Source organism: Chitinophaga sp. GbtcB8, assembly GCF_019091455.1.
Classification (GTDB): Bacteria; Bacteroidota; Bacteroidia; order Chitinophagales; family Chitinophagaceae; genus Chitinophaga.
Genome location: NZ_JAGXJN010000002.1, coordinates 560,582 through 580,492 on the forward strand (window position 1 = coordinate 560,582; position 19,911 = coordinate 580,492).

General features: G+C 48.6%; 15 protein-coding genes. 11 read left to right on the forward strand and 4 right to left on the reverse strand.

From position 1 onward, the window contains the following. Positions 1 to 258: 258 nt before the first annotated feature. Positions 259 to 774, forward strand: coding sequence for a hypothetical protein (locus KVT36_RS05190; protein ID WP_238386551.1), 516 nt, complete (start codon positions 259 to 261; stop codon positions 772 to 774). Between the two features lie 77 nt (positions 775 to 851). On the opposite strand, the gene KVT36_RS05195 is transcribed toward KVT36_RS05190, so the two are convergent. Beyond that, a complete protein-coding gene (locus tag KVT36_RS05195) occupies positions 852 to 1,454 on the reverse strand; it encodes a redoxin domain-containing protein (RefSeq protein ID WP_217602434.1) in 603 nt (200 codons plus the stop codon). A 7-nt stretch (positions 1,455 to 1,461) separates the two neighbouring features. Then, positions 1,462 to 1,923 carry a TlpA disulfide reductase family protein gene (locus tag KVT36_RS05200; RefSeq protein ID WP_217602435.1) on the reverse strand — a complete coding sequence of 154 codons (462 nt, stop codon included), beginning with the start codon at positions 1,921 to 1,923 and terminating at the stop codon, positions 1,462 to 1,464. A 157-nt stretch (positions 1,924 to 2,080) separates the two neighbouring features. Between KVT36_RS05200 and KVT36_RS05205 the strand changes: the two genes are divergently transcribed. Both KVT36_RS05205 and KVT36_RS05210 read left to right on the forward strand, forming a co-directional pair. After that, positions 2,081 to 2,566 carry a hypothetical protein gene (locus KVT36_RS05205; protein ID WP_217602436.1) on the forward strand — a complete coding sequence of 162 codons (486 nt, stop codon included), beginning with the start codon at positions 2,081 to 2,083 and terminating at the stop codon, positions 2,564 to 2,566. Continuing rightward, positions 2,556 to 2,918 (forward strand): type II toxin-antitoxin system PemK/MazF family toxin, encoded by a 363-nt coding sequence (locus tag KVT36_RS05210; protein WP_217602437.1) that lies wholly within the window; start codon positions 2,556 to 2,558, stop codon positions 2,916 to 2,918. Before KVT36_RS05205 ends, KVT36_RS05210 begins: the two co-directional genes overlap by 11 nt. A gap of 10 nt (positions 2,919 to 2,928) precedes the next feature. Here KVT36_RS05210 and KVT36_RS05215 read toward each other — a convergent pair whose 3' ends face one another. Further along, positions 2,929 to 3,804 (reverse strand): AraC family transcriptional regulator, encoded by an 876-nt coding sequence (locus tag KVT36_RS05215; protein ID WP_217602438.1) that lies wholly within the window; start codon positions 3,802 to 3,804, stop codon positions 2,929 to 2,931. A gap of 623 nt (positions 3,805 to 4,427) precedes the next feature. On the opposite strand from KVT36_RS05215, the gene KVT36_RS05220 reads away from it, so the two are divergent. The 8 genes from KVT36_RS05220 to KVT36_RS05255 all read left to right on the forward strand — a co-directional run bounded on the left by KVT36_RS05220 (position 4,428) and on the right by KVT36_RS05255 (position 18,146). Then, positions 4,428 to 5,681: a DUF6786 family protein gene (locus tag KVT36_RS05220; RefSeq protein WP_217602439.1), complete on the forward strand. Its 1,254-nt coding sequence runs from the start codon at positions 4,428 to 4,430 to the stop codon at positions 5,679 to 5,681. A gap of 146 nt (positions 5,682 to 5,827) precedes the next feature. Next, positions 5,828 to 6,679 (forward strand): fumarylacetoacetate hydrolase family protein, encoded by an 852-nt coding sequence (locus tag KVT36_RS05225; RefSeq protein WP_217602440.1) that lies wholly within the window; start codon positions 5,828 to 5,830, stop codon positions 6,677 to 6,679. Between the two features lie 585 nt (positions 6,680 to 7,264). Continuing rightward, entirely contained in the window at positions 7,265 to 10,285 is a 3,021-nt protein-coding gene (locus KVT36_RS05230; RefSeq protein ID WP_217602441.1) for a TonB-dependent receptor, read from the forward strand. Between the two features lie 26 nt (positions 10,286 to 10,311). Then, entirely contained in the window at positions 10,312 to 11,769 is a 1,458-nt protein-coding gene (locus KVT36_RS05235; protein ID WP_217602442.1) for a RagB/SusD family nutrient uptake outer membrane protein, read from the forward strand. Between the two features lie 201 nt (positions 11,770 to 11,970). Next, complete coding sequence (locus KVT36_RS05240) at positions 11,971 to 13,938, forward strand: alpha-L-arabinofuranosidase C-terminal domain-containing protein (protein WP_217602443.1); 1,968 nt, start codon at positions 11,971 to 11,973, stop codon at positions 13,936 to 13,938. A 100-nt stretch (positions 13,939 to 14,038) separates the two neighbouring features. After that, positions 14,039 to 14,296 carry a hypothetical protein gene (locus KVT36_RS05245; protein ID WP_217602444.1) on the forward strand — a complete coding sequence of 86 codons (258 nt, stop codon included), beginning with the start codon at positions 14,039 to 14,041 and terminating at the stop codon, positions 14,294 to 14,296. A 333-nt stretch (positions 14,297 to 14,629) separates the two neighbouring features. Then, positions 14,630 to 16,777 carry a tetratricopeptide repeat protein gene (locus tag KVT36_RS05250; protein ID WP_217602445.1) on the forward strand — a complete coding sequence of 716 codons (2,148 nt, stop codon included), beginning with the start codon at positions 14,630 to 14,632 and terminating at the stop codon, positions 16,775 to 16,777. 391 nt (positions 16,778 to 17,168) lie between these two features. Further along, positions 17,169 to 18,146, forward strand: coding sequence for a hypothetical protein (locus KVT36_RS05255; protein ID WP_217602446.1), 978 nt, complete (start codon positions 17,169 to 17,171; stop codon positions 18,144 to 18,146). Here the strand turns inward: KVT36_RS05255 and KVT36_RS05260 are convergent. Further along, positions 18,131 to 19,879: a hybrid sensor histidine kinase/response regulator gene (locus tag KVT36_RS05260; protein ID WP_217602447.1), complete on the reverse strand. Its 1,749-nt coding sequence runs from the start codon at positions 19,877 to 19,879 to the stop codon at positions 18,131 to 18,133. The genes KVT36_RS05255 and KVT36_RS05260 overlap by 16 nt on opposite strands. Between the last annotated feature and the right edge of the window lie 32 nt (positions 19,880 to 19,911).

Genomic DNA, 19,911 nt, shown 5'->3' on the forward strand with positions numbered 1-19,911 from the left:
CCTGCAAATAACCTGCACTTTTTCAATTGGTCTGTGTTTTGTTAGTAGTAATTAACAGTCGTTAACAGTACTTAACAGCGGCTCACCGCAGGACAACCGGTTACGCTATAAAAGACGGGTTACCTGCTGGATGGTTTAATGTGTTAACACTTAATAACAGAGAATGGTTGAGCCGTTGGGGTTCTTTCATTTATTTATGAAATAATTACTTACATTTACGCAAAATTTATAATAACCTTTCCGAACAAAACCACTCAGATGAAAAAGATCCTTTCTACGATCACTGGTATGTTGCTGATCCTGTGTGTAACCAGCAGCATTTCTAAAGCGCAATTGAAAAGATTCAGTATTGGTCCTTTTGTGGAAGCCGGCTTTCCGGTAGGCGACCTGAAAGACACCCACAATACCGGCTATGGTATAGGCCTGGGAGCGGATATTAAACTGATCGGCGGTCTGGGTGTAACCGGCTCCGTTAGTTATATGCGCTTTGGCGGTAAATCTGTTAGCGATGGTATGGGCAACAACGTAAAGTACGATGCATTATCTGCTGTACCGGTACGTGTTGGTCTTAAGTACAAGTTACCTATTCCGCTACTGTATGTTAAGGTAGAAGGTGGCGCCGCTAACCTCACCGGTGGCGATGGTACTGCGGCTATCTTTGCGCCGGGTATAGGAATACGCGTACTGGGCTTTGACCTGGAAGGCAAATACGAAGCCTGGTTTAAAGATGGCACCATGGGTTTCTTCGGTCTGAAGGCCGGCTGGAATTTCTAAGATAGTTTATAATTAATAGTCCATGGTCTATTGCTTTTTTCAAGGCAATGGACCATGGATTTTTTTATTTTGCTCTTTCACCCCTTTGATTTCACCCCGCATCCTACAGCTTTCGTAAATGTTACCTCCGGCTGCTGACCAGCCAGTAAGCTATTCACCGCATTCTGCACATAATTGATCTTCTGCGCATTTCCATTATCCGGATCATTGTCAATTGCGCCAATATAAGCCACTACAATTCCTTTAGGTGTTTTCTGCAGTACAAACACATGCGGCGTACGCAGGGCGCCAAAGCGGCGGGTCACTACTTGTCCGGGATCTTCCAGGTAGGGAAAGTTCAGGCTGCTTTTGCGGGCATGCTGCTGCATATCGGCAAAACTCTCACTACTTGCTACTTCCGGGTCATTAGGGTTGATCATGATCACCGGGAACCCTTTACCGGAGAACTTTTCCTGCAATGCCACCATACGGTTCTCATAACCGCGGGATACGGGACAGCTGTTACAGCCAAAGATCACAATGTACCCCCTGGCATCCGGGTAGCTGGCCAGCGATACGGTGTTGTTATCAACGTTCTTCAGTTTAAAATCGGTTACCACCGCGCCTACGGCGTAACCTTTTTCCTGTGCCCGGGCACAAAGACCCGGCAGCAGTAGCACCAGTAAGAGTAAGTTGCGCATAACGGTATTATTTTAAAGAGTTGTACAAGGCCAGTAGCTGGTCGTATGTAAATTCCTTTTCTTCCAGGCGGCGTAGCTGTTTCCTTTTGTTAATAAAAAGTGTGGCAGGTATACTGCCCGACCATTGCGGGCTGATACGGTCTATGTATTGTTGCTGATCAGTTTCATTAAGCAGTAATACTTCATTCTTCAGTTTTGCTTTTTGCACAAACGGCATCACTTCGTTTTTTAGTTTGGACCGTGCATCCAGGCTAACCAGCAATACCTTTACCGGTGTATGCTGTAACGTTTTCCCGAACCGTTCAAAATGTGGAAGCTCCTGTACGCATGGGCCGCACCAGGTAGCCCAGAAGTTTATGATGTAAGTAGTATCACGGCCTGCAGCAAAACGTTGTTCCAGCTGGTCCAGGGTGGCCAGCCGCACCTGCTGTGCGTGTGCAGATAAAAGCAGGGTTTGCAGAACAACCATATATACAGCAGTTTTGATGAGCATGCCGTGTAAGATGGGTTATTATAAAAGTTACAAAGAAGCGGGGAGATGGGAAAGTTAAATGGATGAGTGGCATACTTTGGCCGGATGGGCCTGATTTTGTATCTTTATCAGGCAAGTAATTGATTTATTTCAGATGATAGCACTGGATTACCATTCAATTTTGGGTGCTCAGTATAAAGAGAACCGTGAGTATAAAATAGTCGTTTCCGTCTATTTTGTCTTGCGTCCTTTTTTTCTTGCCAACCGGTTCTTAAGCAGAACAAATAAAAAGCTGGTTGCTTATCTGTTGGAATTAAAAGGTACCTATGTCTATCTGTTAGAAAATGTTGAGGAAATCAGGAATGAGAATCTGAGCCTGCAGATAGCAAGCATTGAAGAAACAATTAAATACATCTATGCTGTTCAAAATGACCTGGAACAGCATTTGGTTAATCCCAGGTCTAAAGCATTAAAAGCTACTCACGATATAATAGCGGAGATCCTTGAGATCATGCACGACACGCTGAGGCTTTTAAAAAAGAATACCCTTAAACAACCAGTGACAGCAGTTTCTGAAGAAGCAAAAACCGCTGTCAGCCGTTCCGGCAAAACAATGAACAGGATACTGTATGGCCGTTAACCAGCGCGACGTATTTCTTCTTCCACATCCTTACGGTAGCAATTATGGAGAACCTCATCCGCACATAGTGCTCTCCATATTGGAAGCAAATCAACATGAGAACACTTTCATTGCCGTAATGGTAACCAGTTCCGAAATTACACGGGATGACTTTTCTTTTACTTTGTTAGATGAGATGTTTGAAAAGCCACTAGCTAAGAAAAACTCTCATGCCAGAATGCATTTATTGACCTTATCTTTCGGAGAAGACATTGACCGTCCTAAGATCAATACAATGAAGGCAGCTCCATTCAGAGCGCTTATGAAAAGCATAGGTGACCTCATATTTAATTTTCAGTTCTTACCACAATAGCAGCACGTTTTCACCCTACCTTCCCCGCATACCCCTTAAAATACCCCATCGGCGTTTTCCCGGTAATAGCCTTAAACTGCCGGTTAAAGTTCGCCAGGTTATTAAACCCCGATGAATATGCCACCTGTGCAATGCTCATATCATTTTCCAGCAGCAGCTTACATGCATACCCGATCCGCAGCTCCGCCAGGAATTGAAAATACGTTTTAGAGGTACGTGTTTTAAAATACCTGCAAAAGGAGTGGGGGCTGATGTGTACTGCCTTTGCCACAGTTTCAATGCTAAGGGCCTGGGTGAAGTTGTTAAAAGTATAATGATAGATCTCGTTGATCTTATCCGTGCGTTGCAGGTTGTATTCCTGCACAAAACCCAGGCTGCTGAGGAAACTTTTTTCCGGCGTAGCAGCAATCGCGGTAAGCAGGTGAATAAGTAAGGTGATCTTTTGCGGACCGCTGGCCTGTAATATTTCCTCCATCTGCAACGACAATGCAGCTTTGGCTTTCCCATGTATCTGCAGGCCCCTGCCTGCCTGTTTCAGCAGCATACGCACTGGTTCCATTTCCGGTAGCTGTAAAAAGGTATCGCCCCAGAAGTTTTCGTGAAAGTGAATGGCCACGGCTTCAATATGCAGCCCGCTATCCGGTTGGAAATAGTCTGCATCATTACGCCACATATGCGGCAGGTTGGGGCCCAGCAGCACCAGGTCGCAATCGGTAAAACGTTCCATATGGTCGCCCACCAGGCGGGTGCCCCGTCCCTTGCGAATGAGCGTTAGCTCCACTTCCGGGTGATAATGCCAGTGGTTATACAGGTAAGGCAGCACATCTTCCCGCACACTAAAGGAATGCCCGCCATGCACAGCTACTTTCCGGAGGATCGGTTTCATACGTGGAACTTGTTTTTAATCCAAAAATACACAATACAATCGCCTGAATAGGTAATAATTGCCAATATAGTATAATTTTTGGCTCGTAAAGGATAATACGGTCATCAAAAAAACAATCAATTTGCAGTATGCTAATATTCCACGTTTGTTGATATACCTGCACACCGTCACCTGCGGCATGTATGGAGCTATAAACCGGATACCGCCTTTTTTATTCCCCGGGTTGTTCCGTCACCTGCAGAATGATCCGGAGTTGCCAGCTCCTTCCGCCAGGAGGTTGCCATCATGAACGCGCAACGGTACACAGGAAGTAAGAACAAACAGACGCAGGGGCATTATCAAAGCCCGCCGGGAGCATATGTTGAAGTTAGAAAAGAGGATACGGTGAATGGCCTGTTAACCCTGCAGCAGGCCAACACCTATTTCAGTAACATTCAAAAAAAACGCTGCACTTCATAATGAATAATTCGTAATTTAATCAACCATGTTTAATGTAAATGATCAGGAAACTTTGCTTACATTATGCCTGTATAACTGTAGTTATTTGCGCAACTGTTCCGCGTGCATAATTCATACCTGATGCTACCGCAGTACCCAATTCGTAATTGATAATTAATAATTCAATGAAGTATCCTTTCCACGCACTTTCCCTCCTTCTCCTCGCGGCCTGCAACCCGGCTCCTAAACAAGCGGATCAGGCAAAACAGGCCGACCAGCAAGCTGCTCAAACCACGGATGCAGGCACCTTTCAGCAGGATGAAAATTTTCTGCACAACCACCTGGGCAACCTGGTAACACTCAAAAGCCCCGACGATAGCAGCATGGTATTGGTAGCCGGTGATTACCAGGCCCGTGTTATGACCAGCAGCGCCGGCGGTTATCATGGCAAAAGTTATGGCTGGCTTAACTATAAACTAATTGAATCTGGCAAATACAACCCGCATATTAATGCCTACGGTGGCGAGGAACGTTTCTGGTTAGGCCCGGAAGGCGGGCAGTATGCGCTGTTCTTTCCCAAGGGAAAACCCTTTGCCTTTGAGCACTGGCAAACACCCGGCCTCATTGATACCGCTGTTTTTGACCTGAAGGATCAAAGCAGTACCACTGTACATTATTACAAAGAAGGCGTTTTGCAGAACTATGCAGGTGCTGATTTCCAGGTAGGCATCTCACGTAAGATAACCTTACTGAACCGCGCCACCCTTATACAGCAGCTGGGTTTTACGCTGCCGCAAAGCATTGCCACCGTAGCTTACCGCACGGAAAATACCCTAACCAATAAAGGCAAAAACGCCTGGCAGGAAAGTACCGGCCTTTTATCCATCTGGTTGTTAGGCATGTTCACCCCTTCAGACAAAACCGTGATCGTAGTACCTTTTAAAGCAGGAGCTAATGCAAGAGCAGCCATTCATGATGATTATTTTGGTAAGATCCCGCCTGGTTATTTGCAGGTAAAAGACAGCCTGCTGCTTATGAAGGCCAATGGCCGTAAGCGCGGTAAGGTAGGCCTGGCGCCGGAAATAGCCATACCCATGGCTGGCAGTGTGGATGTGGAAAGTGGCGCTATCACCCTCATCTTATTCAGCATTAATAGAAACGGGAAATATGTTAATTCAAAATGGGAGCAGCAAAAGGAACCTTATAAAGGAGATGTGGTGAATTGTTATAATGATGGCCCGCTGGAAGATGGTTCCCAAATGGGCCCCTTCTATGAGCTGGAATCTTCTTCGGATGCTCGCCCGCTGGCTCCCGGCAATTCACTGACCTACAGCCAAACCACAGTGCACCTGGAAGGCTCCTATGCCACTATGGATTCCCTGGCACAGCGGCTTTGGCATATGTCCATCCAGGACATCAGCACCGCATTTCCAAAATAATTTTTGATTTACGATTTACGATTTTAGATTTACGATCTGACCGGACTTTGGTAAACCGTTTCCATCAAATCTAAAATCGTAAATCTAAAATCGTAAATTCCAACGATCCGGGAAATCTAAAATCGTAAATCTAAAATCTAAAATCAATGGAGCTTATCCGCTTATACAACACTACCAAGGGCATTTTTGCGTACTACCATGAACGTTACTACCGCATGGAAAACAGCTGGGATACGCTGGTGAACGCTTCAGACCTGTTTAACAGTCTTTCCAAAGCCATAGCAGCCGCACAACCAGCCAGCGATGCGGAAACCGCCATTCAGCAACACCTGCTGCCACCCATCAGCTCCCAGGAAATATGGGCCGCAGGTGTTACCTATTTCCGTAGTAAGGTAGCCCGCATGGAAGAATCAGAAGACACAGGCGGCGCTACTTTTTATGATCTGGTATATGAAGCAGAAAGGCCGGAGCTGTTCTTTAAATCCACCGCACGCCGTGCTGTAGGTCATGGTCACAAAGTAAATATCAGAAAGGATTCCACCTGGAATGTACCAGAACCGGAGCTAACCCTGTTCATTAACCGCGAAGGCGCCATACAGGGTTATACCATTGGCAACGACATGAGCTCCCGCAGCATAGAAGGAGAGAACCCCCTGTACCTGCCGCAGGCAAAGACATATGAAAAAAGTGCAGCCATTGGCCCATGCCTGCTGGTACCTGATCAAACCATTCCGCCGGATACAGAGATCAGGATGCAGATACTGCGCAACGGGCAGCCGCAGTACAGCGATGCAGTACCCATCAGTCAAATGAAACGCGGCCACCAGGAGCTGGCCGGTTTCCTGTACCGCGAATGCGATTTTCCCGATGGCTGTTACCTGATGACCGGCACCTGCCTGGTGCCCGACAGCAGCTTTACCCTGCAGGAGAACGATGTGGTGCAGATCACCATTGACCCCATTGGCACCCTGGTAAATACTATTGCCCTTAAAAAATAAAACCCCTTACACTTGTTAACCCATCCTGCAGCTGCAGGAAATGGGGTATATCTCCTCAAAATTTTAAATGAAAACAAAAAAGATGATGTGAAAACATTAAAGTTATTACATTTATAGTCAAAGCGTAAAGCGCAAAGCAGAAGGCATAAAGCTTTAAGCCCTTGTATTGGTAACAGTTTATCCATTCAGAGGCACATACCATAAAGCGTAACACAATCAGCTTTCTGCTTTACGCTTTCTGCTTTCAGCCGGGGAATTAACACATCGTTAATGCAGCATGTCATGTGGCTAAAATACTATTACATTAGTTTTGTCCGCGCTGTATCTTTAACTAACTAACTATATTATGAGCACACTTACAGGGGAACAATGATTGGCCAGTCCATACTAACAATCGGGTAGCCATTTTTAGCCTATACATTATTGGGCGGCTTTTTTATTTCTTTGAATTGTAGAGAGGATCACAGCATTATTCATTTATTACGACCAGATAGCTGAATCGTTTATCACTTACTTATTTTTCCTGCTATGCAAAAGTTTTACTCATGGAAGTCATGTTGCTTCCTTTTGTTGTTATGCCTGTGTGTGAACACGGCACTAGCGCAGCGCATCATTACCGGAAAGGTGACCAGTACTGCAGATAGTACAGGCCTGCCCGGCGTAACCATTACCCTGCAGGGCGCAGCAGGGGGCGCGGTCACAGATGCCGCAGGCCGTTTTTCCATACAGGTGCCTGCCGGCGTACGCGCGCTTAGTTTTTCCTACGTTGGCTATCGCCAGCAAACCTTCACCATCGGTGAGCAATCCAACAACGTGAACATTGCCCTGGAAGTATCCAGCAAAGGGCTGAATGAAGTGCTGGTAGTAGGTTATGGTACACAAACCCGCCGCGATGCTACGGGCACCATCTCCTCAATAAAAGGCGCCGACATTAAGAACCTGCCCGTGAGCGATGCGGCCCAGGCCCTGCAGGGACGGGCCAGCGGGGTGGATATTGTGCGTTCCGACGGATCGCCTGGTACCACGCCCAGCATCCGTATCCGCGGTACAGGTACCATTAATAATGCAGAACCGCTGGTGGTAATAGACGGGGTGCCTGCAAGCGGCATCAATGATGTAAATCCCAATGATATCGCCTCCATGGGAATATTAAAAGATGCATCTTCCTCCGCCATTTACGGTACACGTGCCGCCAACGGGGTTATCATCATCACCACTAAAAAAGGTAACTACGGCGAAAAGCTGCGGGCATCTGCAAATGTGTACCGCGGCGTATCCAACGCCATCCGTACCATTCCTTTGCTTACCGCGCCCGACCTGGTAATGCTGAAAAAAGAGCGGTATGCTAATTCCGGCGGTACGGTAGATCCTGTGTGGAATGATCCTTACTACGCCACCCAGCGCACTGACTGGCAGGATGCCATTCTGGGCTCGGGCAATGTAACCAATGCAGATGTAAGCATCCGCGGTGGTAACAATAGCTCCAACTATATGTTCAGCGCCGGTTATTACGATGAAAAAGGCCTGGTGGAAAATACCTATTTCAAAAGGTATTCTATGCGCATTAACTCTGAGCATAAGCTGGGCAAACGCCTGAAAATAGGGGAGAACCTGCAGCTGAGCTACAAACAGAACCAGGGTTTTGATACCTACTCATCACAAACCGGCCTGCTGTTCAGCGCCCTGCGTTTTAACCCGGCCATACCGGTAATGAACCCTGATGGCAGCTACGGCTCCTCACAGGCCAGCAACGAGCTGGGGGATATTAACAACCCTGTGTTCACCGCACAAACCACCGACACCTGGAATAAGAACTACCGCCTGCTGGGTAATGTGTATGCAGAGATCGAGATCCTGCAGGGTTTAACCTTACGCGGTAACTACGGCTTTGATGGCAGCATCTATAACCAGTACAGCTTTGTACCCAAAGTGCTGGACCAGACCCGTACCCGTGACCATGCCGAGCTGTGGAACCGCAGCGAAAGCAATAAGTCAGAGCTGGGCGAGGTATTCCTGACCTTTAACCACCTGTTTGCACAAAAACATCGTGTAACCTTAACCGGTGGTTACTCTGTACAAACCACCAATGGTTATTTCTTCCGCGCAGAAAGCTGGGGTCTGAATGATGAAGCGCCCGACCAGCGCGTGCTGGATAACGGCAACGACTACCATGCCATTAATGGCAATTTCAATGCGCAAAGCGCACTGGCCTCCGGTTTTGTAAGAGGCTTTTACAGCTTTAAGGATAAATACCTGTTAACAGCCACCTTCCGTGCAGATGGTTCCTCCAAATTCCCCGAAGGTAAACGCTGGGGTTATTTTCCTGCCTTTTCACTGGGCTGGCGCATTTCAGACGAAACATTCTTTAAGAATAGCGTACCCTTTATTTCTAACCTGAAAGTAACCGGCGGCTGGGGTCAGTTAGGTAACCAGAATGTCAATGACTTCCAATACCTGGCGCCCATTACGCGCGACCGCCGCTATTCATTCGGCGAAAATCCTTACACCGGCGTATGGAACTCCCGCCTTGCTAACCCGGATATCACCTGGGAAAAAGCAGAAATGACCAACGTAAGCGCAGAAATAGGCGTGCTGGAAAATAAGCTGAACGCTACCATCACTTACTTTAACAAGAATACCCGCGATATGCTGGTGCCTGCACCGGAGCTGGATGAACATGGTACAGCAGGTATCCCTGACCGTAACATAGGCCAGCTGAATAACCGTGGCTGGGAAATAGAGCTTAGCTACCAGGGTGGTAACAAGGACTTCAGCTACAATATAGCCGCAAACGCCTCTTTCATTAAGAATAAGGTAACGCAGCTGTACGATAAGGATTCCTACATCGGCTCCATCGTGTACGGCCGCCAGGGCGCGGAAATTTCCCGCACCTATGAAGGGCAGCCCCTGGCATCCTTCTACGGCTGGAAAACAGGCGGTGTATATCAGAACCAGGCGCAGATAGATGCTGATCCCAACATAGCAAAAGATCCACGCCGCGGGGATATTAAGCCCGGTGATATGATCTTCCTGGATGTGAATGGCGATGGTATAGTAGATGAAGATGACCGCACTTTCCTGGGCAGCCCCAATCCTAAAATGACATATGGCATCCAGGCCGGGGCCAACTACAAAGGCTTTGACCTTAGCCTGTCCTTCACCGGCGTAGCAGGTGTAAAGCTGTATAATGCAGACCGTATGCAGGGCATGGACCCCGGCTACCCGTACAATATGTATGCAGAAGCGCTGAACCGCTGGCATGGAGAAGGTACCAGCAACACAGTACCGCGTATGACCCTGTCAAACGATGTAGCCAATAATAACCTGCGCGTATCTGACCGTTTTGTAGAAAGCGGTAACTATTTTACGCTGCGCAATGTGGCGCTGGGTTACACTGTTCCTGCAAAAATATGGGGCAACAGCGGCATCTCGGATTTTCGTGTATACGTAGCCGCGCAAAACCTGTTCATCATTACCAACTACACCGGGTTAACGCCTATGCTGGGTTACAGCGGTACCGGCGATGGTAACCGCCAGCGCGGTGTGGATGTAGCAGCTTACCCACAGGCCAGGAGCTTTACTTTTGGCGCAACGCTTAATTTCTAACCATAGGGAACTTAAAAGATAAGATTATGCAACGGATAATATATATAGGTACCTGCGCCCTGTTCCTGCTGGCCGCCTCCTGCAATGTGCTGGACGTAAAACCTAAAGGAAGTTATACCACCGGTAACTACTGGCGCAACCAGAGCGATGCGCTGGACGGCATTACCGGCATTTACAATATTTTGCTGGAAGAAGATTATACCGGCTTTAATGAGTTTGTGTTTGACAACTGTTCGGATGATCAGATCCGCGGCGGGGATCACGACTATGACCAGGCCATAGAAGACTTTAAGTATGACGCCTCTACATATTCTGTAAGGGTAGGCTGGCGCTGGAAATATGAAACCATTAACCGCACCAACAATGCGCTCATCTACATTCCCAAGATCACGGACATTGATCCTGCTATCAAGAGCCGCTGCCTGGGCGAAGCGCATTTCTTCCGCGCATATGCTTACTGGCGTTTGCTGGTAGTATATGGCGAGGCGCCCATCATTACAGAAGATGATGTGCTGAACGGCAACTACAACAAGCCCAAAGTGAGCAGCGATACACTGCGCGCCCAGATAGAATCAGACCTGTTACAGGCTGCCGATTTGCTGCCGGAAACCCTGGCCAGCGCCGACAAAGGCCGCGTAAGCAAAGGCACTGCCTGGGGCCTGCTCACCAAGCTGTATATGGACTGGAACAAGCTGGATAAAGCTATTGAATACGGCACCAAGGTTACTACCAACGCTAACTATGCGCTGGCTACCAATTATGCCGATAACTTTTCGGTTGCTACCGGCAACAACTCAGAGATGCTGCTGGCCGTGCAAACAGTGGATGGCTGGGGTTACTCAGACTTCATTACTTACCACGCGCCGCGCGCATGGGGTGGCTGGAGCTTCTTTTACCCTGTAAAAGGGCTGGTAGATGAATTTGAAGCCAATGACCCGCGCAAGGCGGTCTGCTTCATGGGACCCGGCGATCAAATAGACATTGGTACGGAAGTAGCAACCTACACCGCAGACCTGTCAACCACCGGCCGCCACTACCGCAAATTCTGCGCATGGAAACCTTCCGGCGGTTTGAACTACTCTTTAAAAACGCCGCTCATGCGCTCCGCAGATATTTACCTGCTGGTAGCAGAAGCCAAGATCCGCACTGCCGGCGCCGGCGCAGGTGATGCAGAGATCAATGCCGTACGCAAACGCGCATCTGCCGCACTGCCGCCCGTAGCAGGCGCCGGTATGACGCAGCTGATGCACGAGCGCCGCGTAGAGCTGTGTGGTGAGAACGAACGCCACCAGGATCTTATGCGCTGGGATAAAGCCAAGCTTATTGACATCACCACATACTACAACAAACCCAAGCTGGCCTATGATGGCTCTGTAGTAGAAGCAGCACGTACCTTTGTACGTCCCAAACACTATTACTTCCCCATACCACAGCAGGAAATAGACCGGAGTAAGGGTGTGCTGATACAGAATACGAACTATTAATTACGAATTGCGTACTTCATAAAAAAAGTCCTGCGCCTTATGGCGCAGGACTTTTCCATTATAGCATCTCCATCAATCATTTACTGTATTCCAATTCATAATTACCTATTAAGTGTCATTCGTACAAATATTATTTGTATATTGGCGTGTGCAATACTTTTAAGGTATGGCATACATGTTTCCACGTAATAACTTATAGTTATGTTTTGCAAAAAATTCCTGGTACTCGCTACATTAGCGCTAAGCAGCACGCCAACTTTCGCACAAACCCAGCTCACCGTGCAGGCCAATAAACCCATTACCAATGTGCCTCCCAATATGTGGGGGATCTTCTTTGAAGACATCAATTTTGCGGCAGATGGCGGGTTGTATGCAGAGCTGGTGAAGAACCGCTCCTTTGAGTTCTTTACACCGCTCATGGGCTGGAAGGAAGTAAAACAGAATAAAGACACTGGTCATATCCTCATAGTGAACCGCACGGCAGTTAACACGGCCAACCCGCGTTACGCTGCTATTATGGTAGATGCGCCCAATGGCAGCTATGGTTTATCCAATGAAGGCTTCCGCGGCATGGGCATTACAAAGGGGCAGCAGTATAATTTTTCCATGTGGGCCAATGCGCCCGCCGGTACCGGCCTGCAGGCCAGGGTAGTGCTGCTGGATGAAAAGGATCAGCCCATTGGGGAAGCTGCACTAAGTGGTTTTCACGACGGCTGGCAGCCCTATAAGGTATCCCTTACTGCCACCGGCACAGCCGCAAAAGGTAAGCTGCAGCTGTTATTCAAAGGGCAGGGCAGCATAGATCTGGATATGGTATCCCTGTTCCCGGCCAATACCTGGAAGAATCGGCCCAATGGACTGCGCGCTGATCTGGCGCAAATGCTGGCCGATCTTAAACCCGGGTTCATCCGTTTTCCCGGTGGTTGTATTGTAGAAGGGCGGGACCTGGCCAACCGTTATCAATGGAAGAAAACAGTAGGCAAACCGGAGGAGCGTACCCTGATCGTAAACCGCTGGAACACAGAATTTTCACACCGCTCTACCCCGGATTATTTCCAGAGCTTTGGCCTGGGGTTCTTTGAATATTTTCAGCTGGCGGAAGACATTGGCGCTGCACCATTGCCCATCCTTAACTGCGGCATGGCCTGCCAGTTCAATACCGGTGAGGTGGTAGCCATGAATGAGCTGGACCCTTATGTACAGGATGCGCTGGATCTCATAGAGTTTGCCAATGGCGATGCTAATACCAAATGGGGTGCGCTGCGTGCTGCTATGGGCCACCCTGGGCCATTCCATTTAACCCTGATGGGTGTGGGCAATGAACAGTGGGACCCACAGTACATAGAACGGTATAAGATCTTTGAACAGGCCATTAAATCAAAATATCCGGATATTAAGCTGGTATCCAGCGCAGGCCCGTTCTCCAAAGGCCCTATGTTTGATTATTTGTGGAAAGAGCTGAAAAGCAGCCGGGCTGATTTTATTGATGAACATTATTATATGCCCCCGCAGTGGTTCCTGTCAAATGCATCCCGTTACGATAATTACGACCGCAAGAAGGGGCCTAAGATCTTTGCGGGTGAATATGCCGCCCATACCAAAGAAGGTACGGAGCCGGAAAGCCGTAACACCTGGGGCAGCGCCCTGGCGGAAGCTGCTTTTATGACCGGGCTGGAACGTAATGCCGATGTGGTGCAGATGGCATCCTACGCCCCGCTGTTTGCCCATGTGGAAGCCTGGCAATGGCGCCCGGACCTTATCTGGTTCGATAACCTGCGGGCAGTTGGCACACCTAACTATTATGTACAAAAGCTATTTTCGGCTAATAAAGGTACCCAGGTGGTGCCCATTTTGCAGAATGGCGCCGTACTGGCCGGTAAAGATAGCCTGTATGCCAGCGCTACTATAGATGCAGCCGCAAAACAGGTGATCCTGAAAATTGTAAATGTGTCCGCACATGCGCAATCCCTGCAAATAAACCTGCAGGGTGTACAGGCCGCTAAAGGCGCTGCCCGGCAACAGGTGCTTACCGCCAATACCTTGGCTATTAATACGCTGGATGATCCGGGAAAAGTAGTGCCTGTTACGCAGCCGCTCACTGCGGGTAACCACCTTGCTATTAATGCAGCCCCTGCTTCCCTGAATGTAATAGCTATTCCGTACAAATAATGGGGGATGCCCGTTGGCAGCAGCTGTTAGCCAATATGCAATTAAGGGCGTGCCGGTAAAACGGTGACGCCTAAATACGGCAATTTTCGTATTTTGTAGAATGGAATTCATCCTCGACTTTGACCTGCAGGGGAAAAATCACATAGTTAACATTAACCTGCATCATGAACATGGGGCAACATTTTACCGGGCGCTGATAGATGAGGATCATGCAATAGACTACTACCGGCAGGAGAACGGTACGCTTAAACCTGTATTATCCAGTATTGTAGACAACGACCTTGTAAATGCGATTGCCACACGTTTACTGGAGCAGCTGCATAAAGGAGGAGGGAATGGTTTCTCTTCCGTTTCCTGATGGCCGCAATAGTCCACGGTCCATTGCGTAGCACGTGTGATGAATAGTCCGGTGTAAGGCTGATTGCTCATTAAACAGATCATGCTGTAAGCTAATAACATCGTCCTCAATTCCCCGCATAACGCATCCAGCGCAGTATGCAATGGATCATGGACTGTGGACGAAGTCCACACAAATCTCTTGTCCGTATTAGTAAACAATTCATCATTTACATCTTATTAACATTTTACCGTCGTAAATTGCAGAACTTGCACTGGGGCCTGTATCCGCTTGAAAGCAGTTCCTGCAGAACAACAGTAACCCATTTAACCAATACTATTATGTGGTGAAACAATGATGCAGAACAACGGATTGAAAAACTATCTTTTTTTACTGGAACTGGTGCGTGAGGAGGATATTGATACACTGGAATATTTATACCGGGGAGTACAGGAGCGTTACGAACAACAGCAGGAGAACACTCCGGGCGACCTGGAAAAATATCTGCGGTATTATCCCATTAAACTAAAAAGTGCCTGGCAGCTGGCCGTACAATGGCAGGCCCGCTACCCGCAATCCTATGCAGCGCATATTATCCTCGCAGATTGTATCCTGTCTGACGCCTATACGAAAAGGGGCTCACTGCCCGTAGCATCCGCATCTGTTTACAGTTTAAGAAGCCTGAAAGATGGCATGGACCATGCCGGCGCATTGTTGGAAACAGCTGTAATGCTTTCCCGCAGGCCGTTCCATGCCTGGTTATACCTGGGCTATATGAATGCAGTAGACCCACGTTATGGCACTGCCAAAGAATTTACGCTGGATGAAACCGGCGACCTGCACCAGCTGCCTTACTGGTATAAAAAAGCCCTGCAGCTGGAGCCCGCTTCCATTACTTTACGTATAGCCATGCTGGATGCCCTTCGCAAAACACCTCCGGAAATACACCAGGTAATTGTGAAGGACGGCGAACCGCTGTACCACCGCCCGCCGGACGTATGGTCAGACAGCATGCAGGCTTATGCCTATCTTTTATACAGCGGCCTGCCCGCCAATGCCCGTAATGAGGTACGCGCCGTATACCGTGGCCACTATGCTTTTTACTGCTGGCTGGGTAAAAATGCGCCCACAGAAGCGCTTCCGCATATTGAAACCATGTACCGCCTGTCGCCCCACCGTGGTGCACCGGCGCTGGCGCGGTTTTACGCCTGCCGTAAGGAGTGGGGGAAGGCCCTGCTCTACTTCAAGGAAGCACTGTCTTACCACCCTGAGAATGTAGTGTTATTATACGATTATGCCGGCTGTTTAAGCCAGGCCGATCCCGATAGCCACCAGGCAGTGGTATATTACCGGCGTGCTGCCCGCTATGGGCATCCGGCTGCAATGATGCGCCTGGGCGATATCTACCGGAAAGGGCTAAACGCTCAGCCCAGCCACCTTTTAAAAGCGCTGAATTATTACCAGGTGGCCCTGCGGGAAGGTTATGTTTCCGCCGGTGAGCAGCTGGCGCAGCTATACTGGAGGGGAGAGGAACATAATACCGGCATCATTAACCGGGTAAAAGCCATTCATATACTGGAAAATATTGTGCAGCAGGGCAGCGGCTGGGCCTGCGCACGCCTGGCAGAGCTGGAGCTGGAAAAGCGCTCCCGCACGCACGACTATAGCGCCGCCACACATTACGTGAACCTGGGGATGCACTATGGCAGCTCACATTGTTACTACCTGGTAGGCAAGCGCATTTATGAGGGCCGCCTGTTATGGAGAGGAGTGCATGTAGTACCCGGCTACTTCTTTAAACCCAATAAAGAAGACCGTAAAATGGCGCTGGAATATCTTATGAAAAGCGCCTCCCTGGGGTACCTGAAGGCTATGGCCTGCCTGGCCCGTTACTTTGATAAAGGTTATGAGGAAGACCGCGATCCCTATGCCGCTGCAGAGTGGTATTGCAAAACCGCTGACCAGGACCTGCAGGATGAGGAAGGCTGCTGTTTCCCTGCCTTTAAAGCTGTTTTTTATGGAGATCATAAAGCCCGCAACCTGAAGTCAGCCGCGCGTTACCTGCACCAGGGCGCTACCGTAGCAGGTTCTGAATGCCAGAACCGCCTGGCCTTTGAGCTGCTCAAAGGTACTTTTGCCTATGATAACAAAGGACAATTACAGCCGCAGCTCGGCATAGCCAATGATTATAATATTCGTATAGCCCTGGAGTTATATGAGCGGTCTGCCGCAGTAGGGCATGTGGAATCTATGTATTACCTGGCGGAATTTTATGAGCGTAATGCTGTTAGCAAAGCAGATCACCTGAAAGCATTCCGCTACTTTTTACAGGCCGCTGAAGCCGGGAAAACTGTTGCGCAAAAAGAAGTAGGCTGTTATTACCTCAATGGCCTGGCTGTAGAAAAAAATGAAACCTATGCTATGTTCTGGTTAAGCATGGCGGCTGACAGCGGGGAGGTTACTGCGCGGGAGCTGCTGGATAAAGTAAAAATTAAGAATTAAATGATTCGCGTCATTGCGAGGCCGCGTGTAAGGGGGAGCGGGAAGCAGGGCCGAAGCAATCTCCTGCCATAGGGCCGAAGCAATCAATCATCTGAATGGCGGGAGATTGCTTCGGCACCTACGCCCGGTACCTCCGTTTATGCCTCGCAATGACGCTAATTCTTTCCTCATTTCAATCATACAGGTATCGTATAAATACTACCCCAATCTCCACTACATTATACTTTTATATTTATTATTTTACTTTTTAATTCTTGATTTTTAATTATTAATTCTTCACTATTACTGCAGAATAATTTCAGTCGGAAAGCCGTAATGGGCCTGCATTGCATAGGTTATCCCCACATTGCTCAAATTTAGCTATATTATCCTCAAACAAAATTTATTTCCTATGGCACTCATTAAAAGCTCTACGGGCAATCCGGCATTGTATTGTCCTTTTCCGACCCGTTTAAACCCGTTGGTTGAACAGGCCGATGCGCATACCACTTACTGGGTAAGAGCCTTTCACCTCATTACAACCAATGAAGTAATGGACCATTACCGGCGGCAGCGGTTCACCTGGATGGTGGCGCGTATGTTTCCAAATGCAAACCTGGAAGCATTATGTATAGCTGCAGATCTGAACACCCTGTTATTTGTATTAGACGATCAGTACGACGAAGCTACTGCCGACACGGAAGCTGTGCGTAAAAAAGAGAACTTTGAAATGTTCCTGGAGCAGGTACGCCGCATCCTGGTATTACATGAAACCAAAACCCTGGAAAAACACGGCCCTTCACTGGCGGCCATCAGTGATTTCTGGGAAAGGATCTGCCGCCTCAGCACACCTGCCTGGCAAAACCGTTTTGCAGAAAGCATGAAACGGGCCTTTGTGGCAAACCTTTGGCGTATAGAGCTGGTGAAACAGCACCGCATGCCTGCAGTAGCTGAATACATGCAGTTCCGGCAGGAGTTTGGCGGCGCCAACTTTTTTGCAGACCTGGTAGAGATCATGGAGAACATCCACCTGCCGGAAGAAGTGCGCTGGCATAATACGGTGCAAACCCTTATTACCCTGTGCTCTGATACCATCTGTTATGCTAACGACCTGTTTTCTTACCGCAAGGAATTGCAGCAGGGCGATGAGATGAACCTGGTAATGTTACTGAAGAATCATGAACACCTGACGCTGGAAGATGCTGTGTTTAAAGCCACGCAGATCCATGATGATAAGGTGAAGGAGTTTATACGGCTGGCTGCACAGCTGCCGGTTTTTGAGGAAGCTGTTAATAAAGAGCTGCTGCGTTTTGTAAATGCGCTGGCTACTATGATGCGCGGCAATATTGACTGGAGCTGGATGGATACGGCCCGCTACCGGATGGCCTGAGCCGGTGGCAGCCGCTTGTTATTTACCGGGGAAGTGAGGTACTTGCGCATCACGTCGCTCAGTGTTCTAAAGCTCACGGGTTTTAGCAGGTATTCACTGGCGCCGGCGGTAAGCAGCTCTTCACTTTCCCCGCTATAGGCATCACCGGAAATTACTATAATGGGTAAGTGTGCCAGATGCGGATGATTGCGTATATGCGTGATCGTTTCCCTGCCGCTCATTACCGGCATATGGGAATCCAGGATCATCAGGTCCGGCATTTCCTGCTGGGCAAGGTTAATGGCTTTGGCGCCGTTATCTGCCAGCAGGGTAGTGCAGCCAGCCCTTTCCAGGAACTTGGCCAGGTATAGCTGGCTTATTTCGTCATCTTCACAGATCAGCACTTTTTTACCGCTGTAGTCGGCGGGTGCAATGGCGGGCTGCGTAACCTGTGGTTCTGCCTGCCCGGCTATGAGCGGCATATGAAGGGTGAAAACAGTACCTTCCTTCGGGCTGCTGTTCACGGTGATCTTTCCGCCCAGCAGCTCTATAAAGTGGCGGGTAATAAACAATCCCAGGCCGCTGCCTTCCATCAGGCTGTTCTGTTCTGTTTCAAACGGGTCAAAGATGGTGTGCAGGCGTTCCCGCTCAATACCTTTGCCCCGGTCTTTTACCGCCATATACAGCAGGCCGTCCTTTACATAGGCCTTAACTGTTACACGGCTTTTAGGGGCGGTAAATTTTACCGCGTTCACGAGCAGGTTGCTCATTACTTTGGTAAGCTTGGCCTTATCGCTGATAATGGTAAGCGGCAGCTGATCATGAAACTCTGTTACTATGCTTACCTTTTTGCGGTTGGCCGTATACTGGTGCACCTTGCACAGGTTCATCAGGAACTGCCGTATGTTAATGGAGCTGTTATCTACCTGGTTAATTTTTCCCGCTTCTATCTGCGACATATCCAGCACATTGGTTACCTCCTGCATGGCGGTGGTGCTGGCTGTGTACAGGTCCTCTGCCAGCGGCTTCAGGGAAGGGCTTTCATCCACTTCATCATTCAGCAGCAGGGTTTGGCTTATTTCGTGAATGGCATTTAAAGGTCCTTTCAGCTCATGGTTGGTAACGCGTATAAAAAAGTTCTTGGAAGTATTGGCGGCTTCCAGCTCTTCAGAGCGTTTCATTAAGCTGCTGTAAAGCGCTTCGTTGGTTTTTTTGTAATACCACAGCACCAGGGAATCCAGCAAAATAATGCCGGGCCGGGCCAGCCAGCGCAGGAGCATTTGCTCGTAATCTGTTTTTAAGATGGGGTTTATAAAAGGGTAGGAGTAGTTGTATTCACACAACAGTAAGGTAAGCGCCGTAATACCAATGCTGATCATGCGGTCCCTGTCTTTCCGGAAGAACAGCAGCGAGGCGCCGAACATCAGCAAAAAAGCCAGGTGCACTTCTATAATAGCTGCCAGGATGCCGCTGAAATATACCAGGGAACCGTTAATAATGCATATGTAGGCGTAGCTGGCCCACAGGTGTTTGTGCCGGCTGTTCAGCCATAATACGCCTGCCAGCAAAACAGCTTCTGTCAGGCCGGCGGCCAGTATCTGCAGCTCTCCGGTCAGGAAATAAAAAACAATTCCAAAGCAGGAAGTTAAGAGGAGAGATACCAGGCTAAAGCGGTTTACCGCTATAATAGCATGTTTGGCTATTTCATCCACATTTTGGGTACCGGTTCTTATAATGTTCCTTAATATCGCCATAAGGGAGTAGCGTTAATTGAAGTCAGCGTAAC

Bases quoted from the DNA above. Each gene is read 5' to 3' on its own strand.
- KVT36_RS05260 (WP_217602447.1), bottom strand. From the start codon at position 19,879: ATGGCGATATTAAGGAACATTATAAGAACCGGTACCCAAAATGTGGAT.
- KVT36_RS05205 (WP_217602436.1), top strand. From the start codon at position 2,081: ATGATAGCACTGGATTACCATTCAATTTTGGGTGCTCAGTATAAAGAG.
- KVT36_RS05190 (WP_238386551.1), top strand. From the start codon at position 259: ATGAAAAAGATCCTTTCTACGATCACTGGTATGTTGCTGATCCTGTGT.
- KVT36_RS05220 (WP_217602439.1), top strand. From the start codon at position 4,428: ATGAAGTATCCTTTCCACGCACTTTCCCTCCTTCTCCTCGCGGCCTGC.
- KVT36_RS05240 (WP_217602443.1), top strand. From the start codon at position 11,971: ATGTTTTGCAAAAAATTCCTGGTACTCGCTACATTAGCGCTAAGCAGC.
- KVT36_RS05235 (WP_217602442.1), top strand. From the start codon at position 10,312: ATGCAACGGATAATATATATAGGTACCTGCGCCCTGTTCCTGCTGGCC.
- KVT36_RS05215 (WP_217602438.1), bottom strand. From the start codon at position 3,804: ATGAAACCGATCCTCCGGAAAGTAGCTGTGCATGGCGGGCATTCCTTT.
- KVT36_RS05245 (WP_217602444.1), top strand. From the start codon at position 14,039: ATGGAATTCATCCTCGACTTTGACCTGCAGGGGAAAAATCACATAGTT.
- KVT36_RS05250 (WP_217602445.1), top strand. From the start codon at position 14,630: ATGATGCAGAACAACGGATTGAAAAACTATCTTTTTTTACTGGAACTG.
- KVT36_RS05210 (WP_217602437.1), top strand. From the start codon at position 2,556: ATGGCCGTTAACCAGCGCGACGTATTTCTTCTTCCACATCCTTACGGT.
- KVT36_RS05200 (WP_217602435.1), bottom strand. From the start codon at position 1,923: ATGGTTGTTCTGCAAACCCTGCTTTTATCTGCACACGCACAGCAGGTG.
- KVT36_RS05195 (WP_217602434.1), bottom strand. From the start codon at position 1,454: ATGCGCAACTTACTCTTACTGGTGCTACTGCTGCCGGGTCTTTGTGCC.
- KVT36_RS05225 (WP_217602440.1), top strand. From the start codon at position 5,828: ATGGAGCTTATCCGCTTATACAACACTACCAAGGGCATTTTTGCGTAC.
- KVT36_RS05255 (WP_217602446.1), top strand. From the start codon at position 17,169: ATGGCACTCATTAAAAGCTCTACGGGCAATCCGGCATTGTATTGTCCT.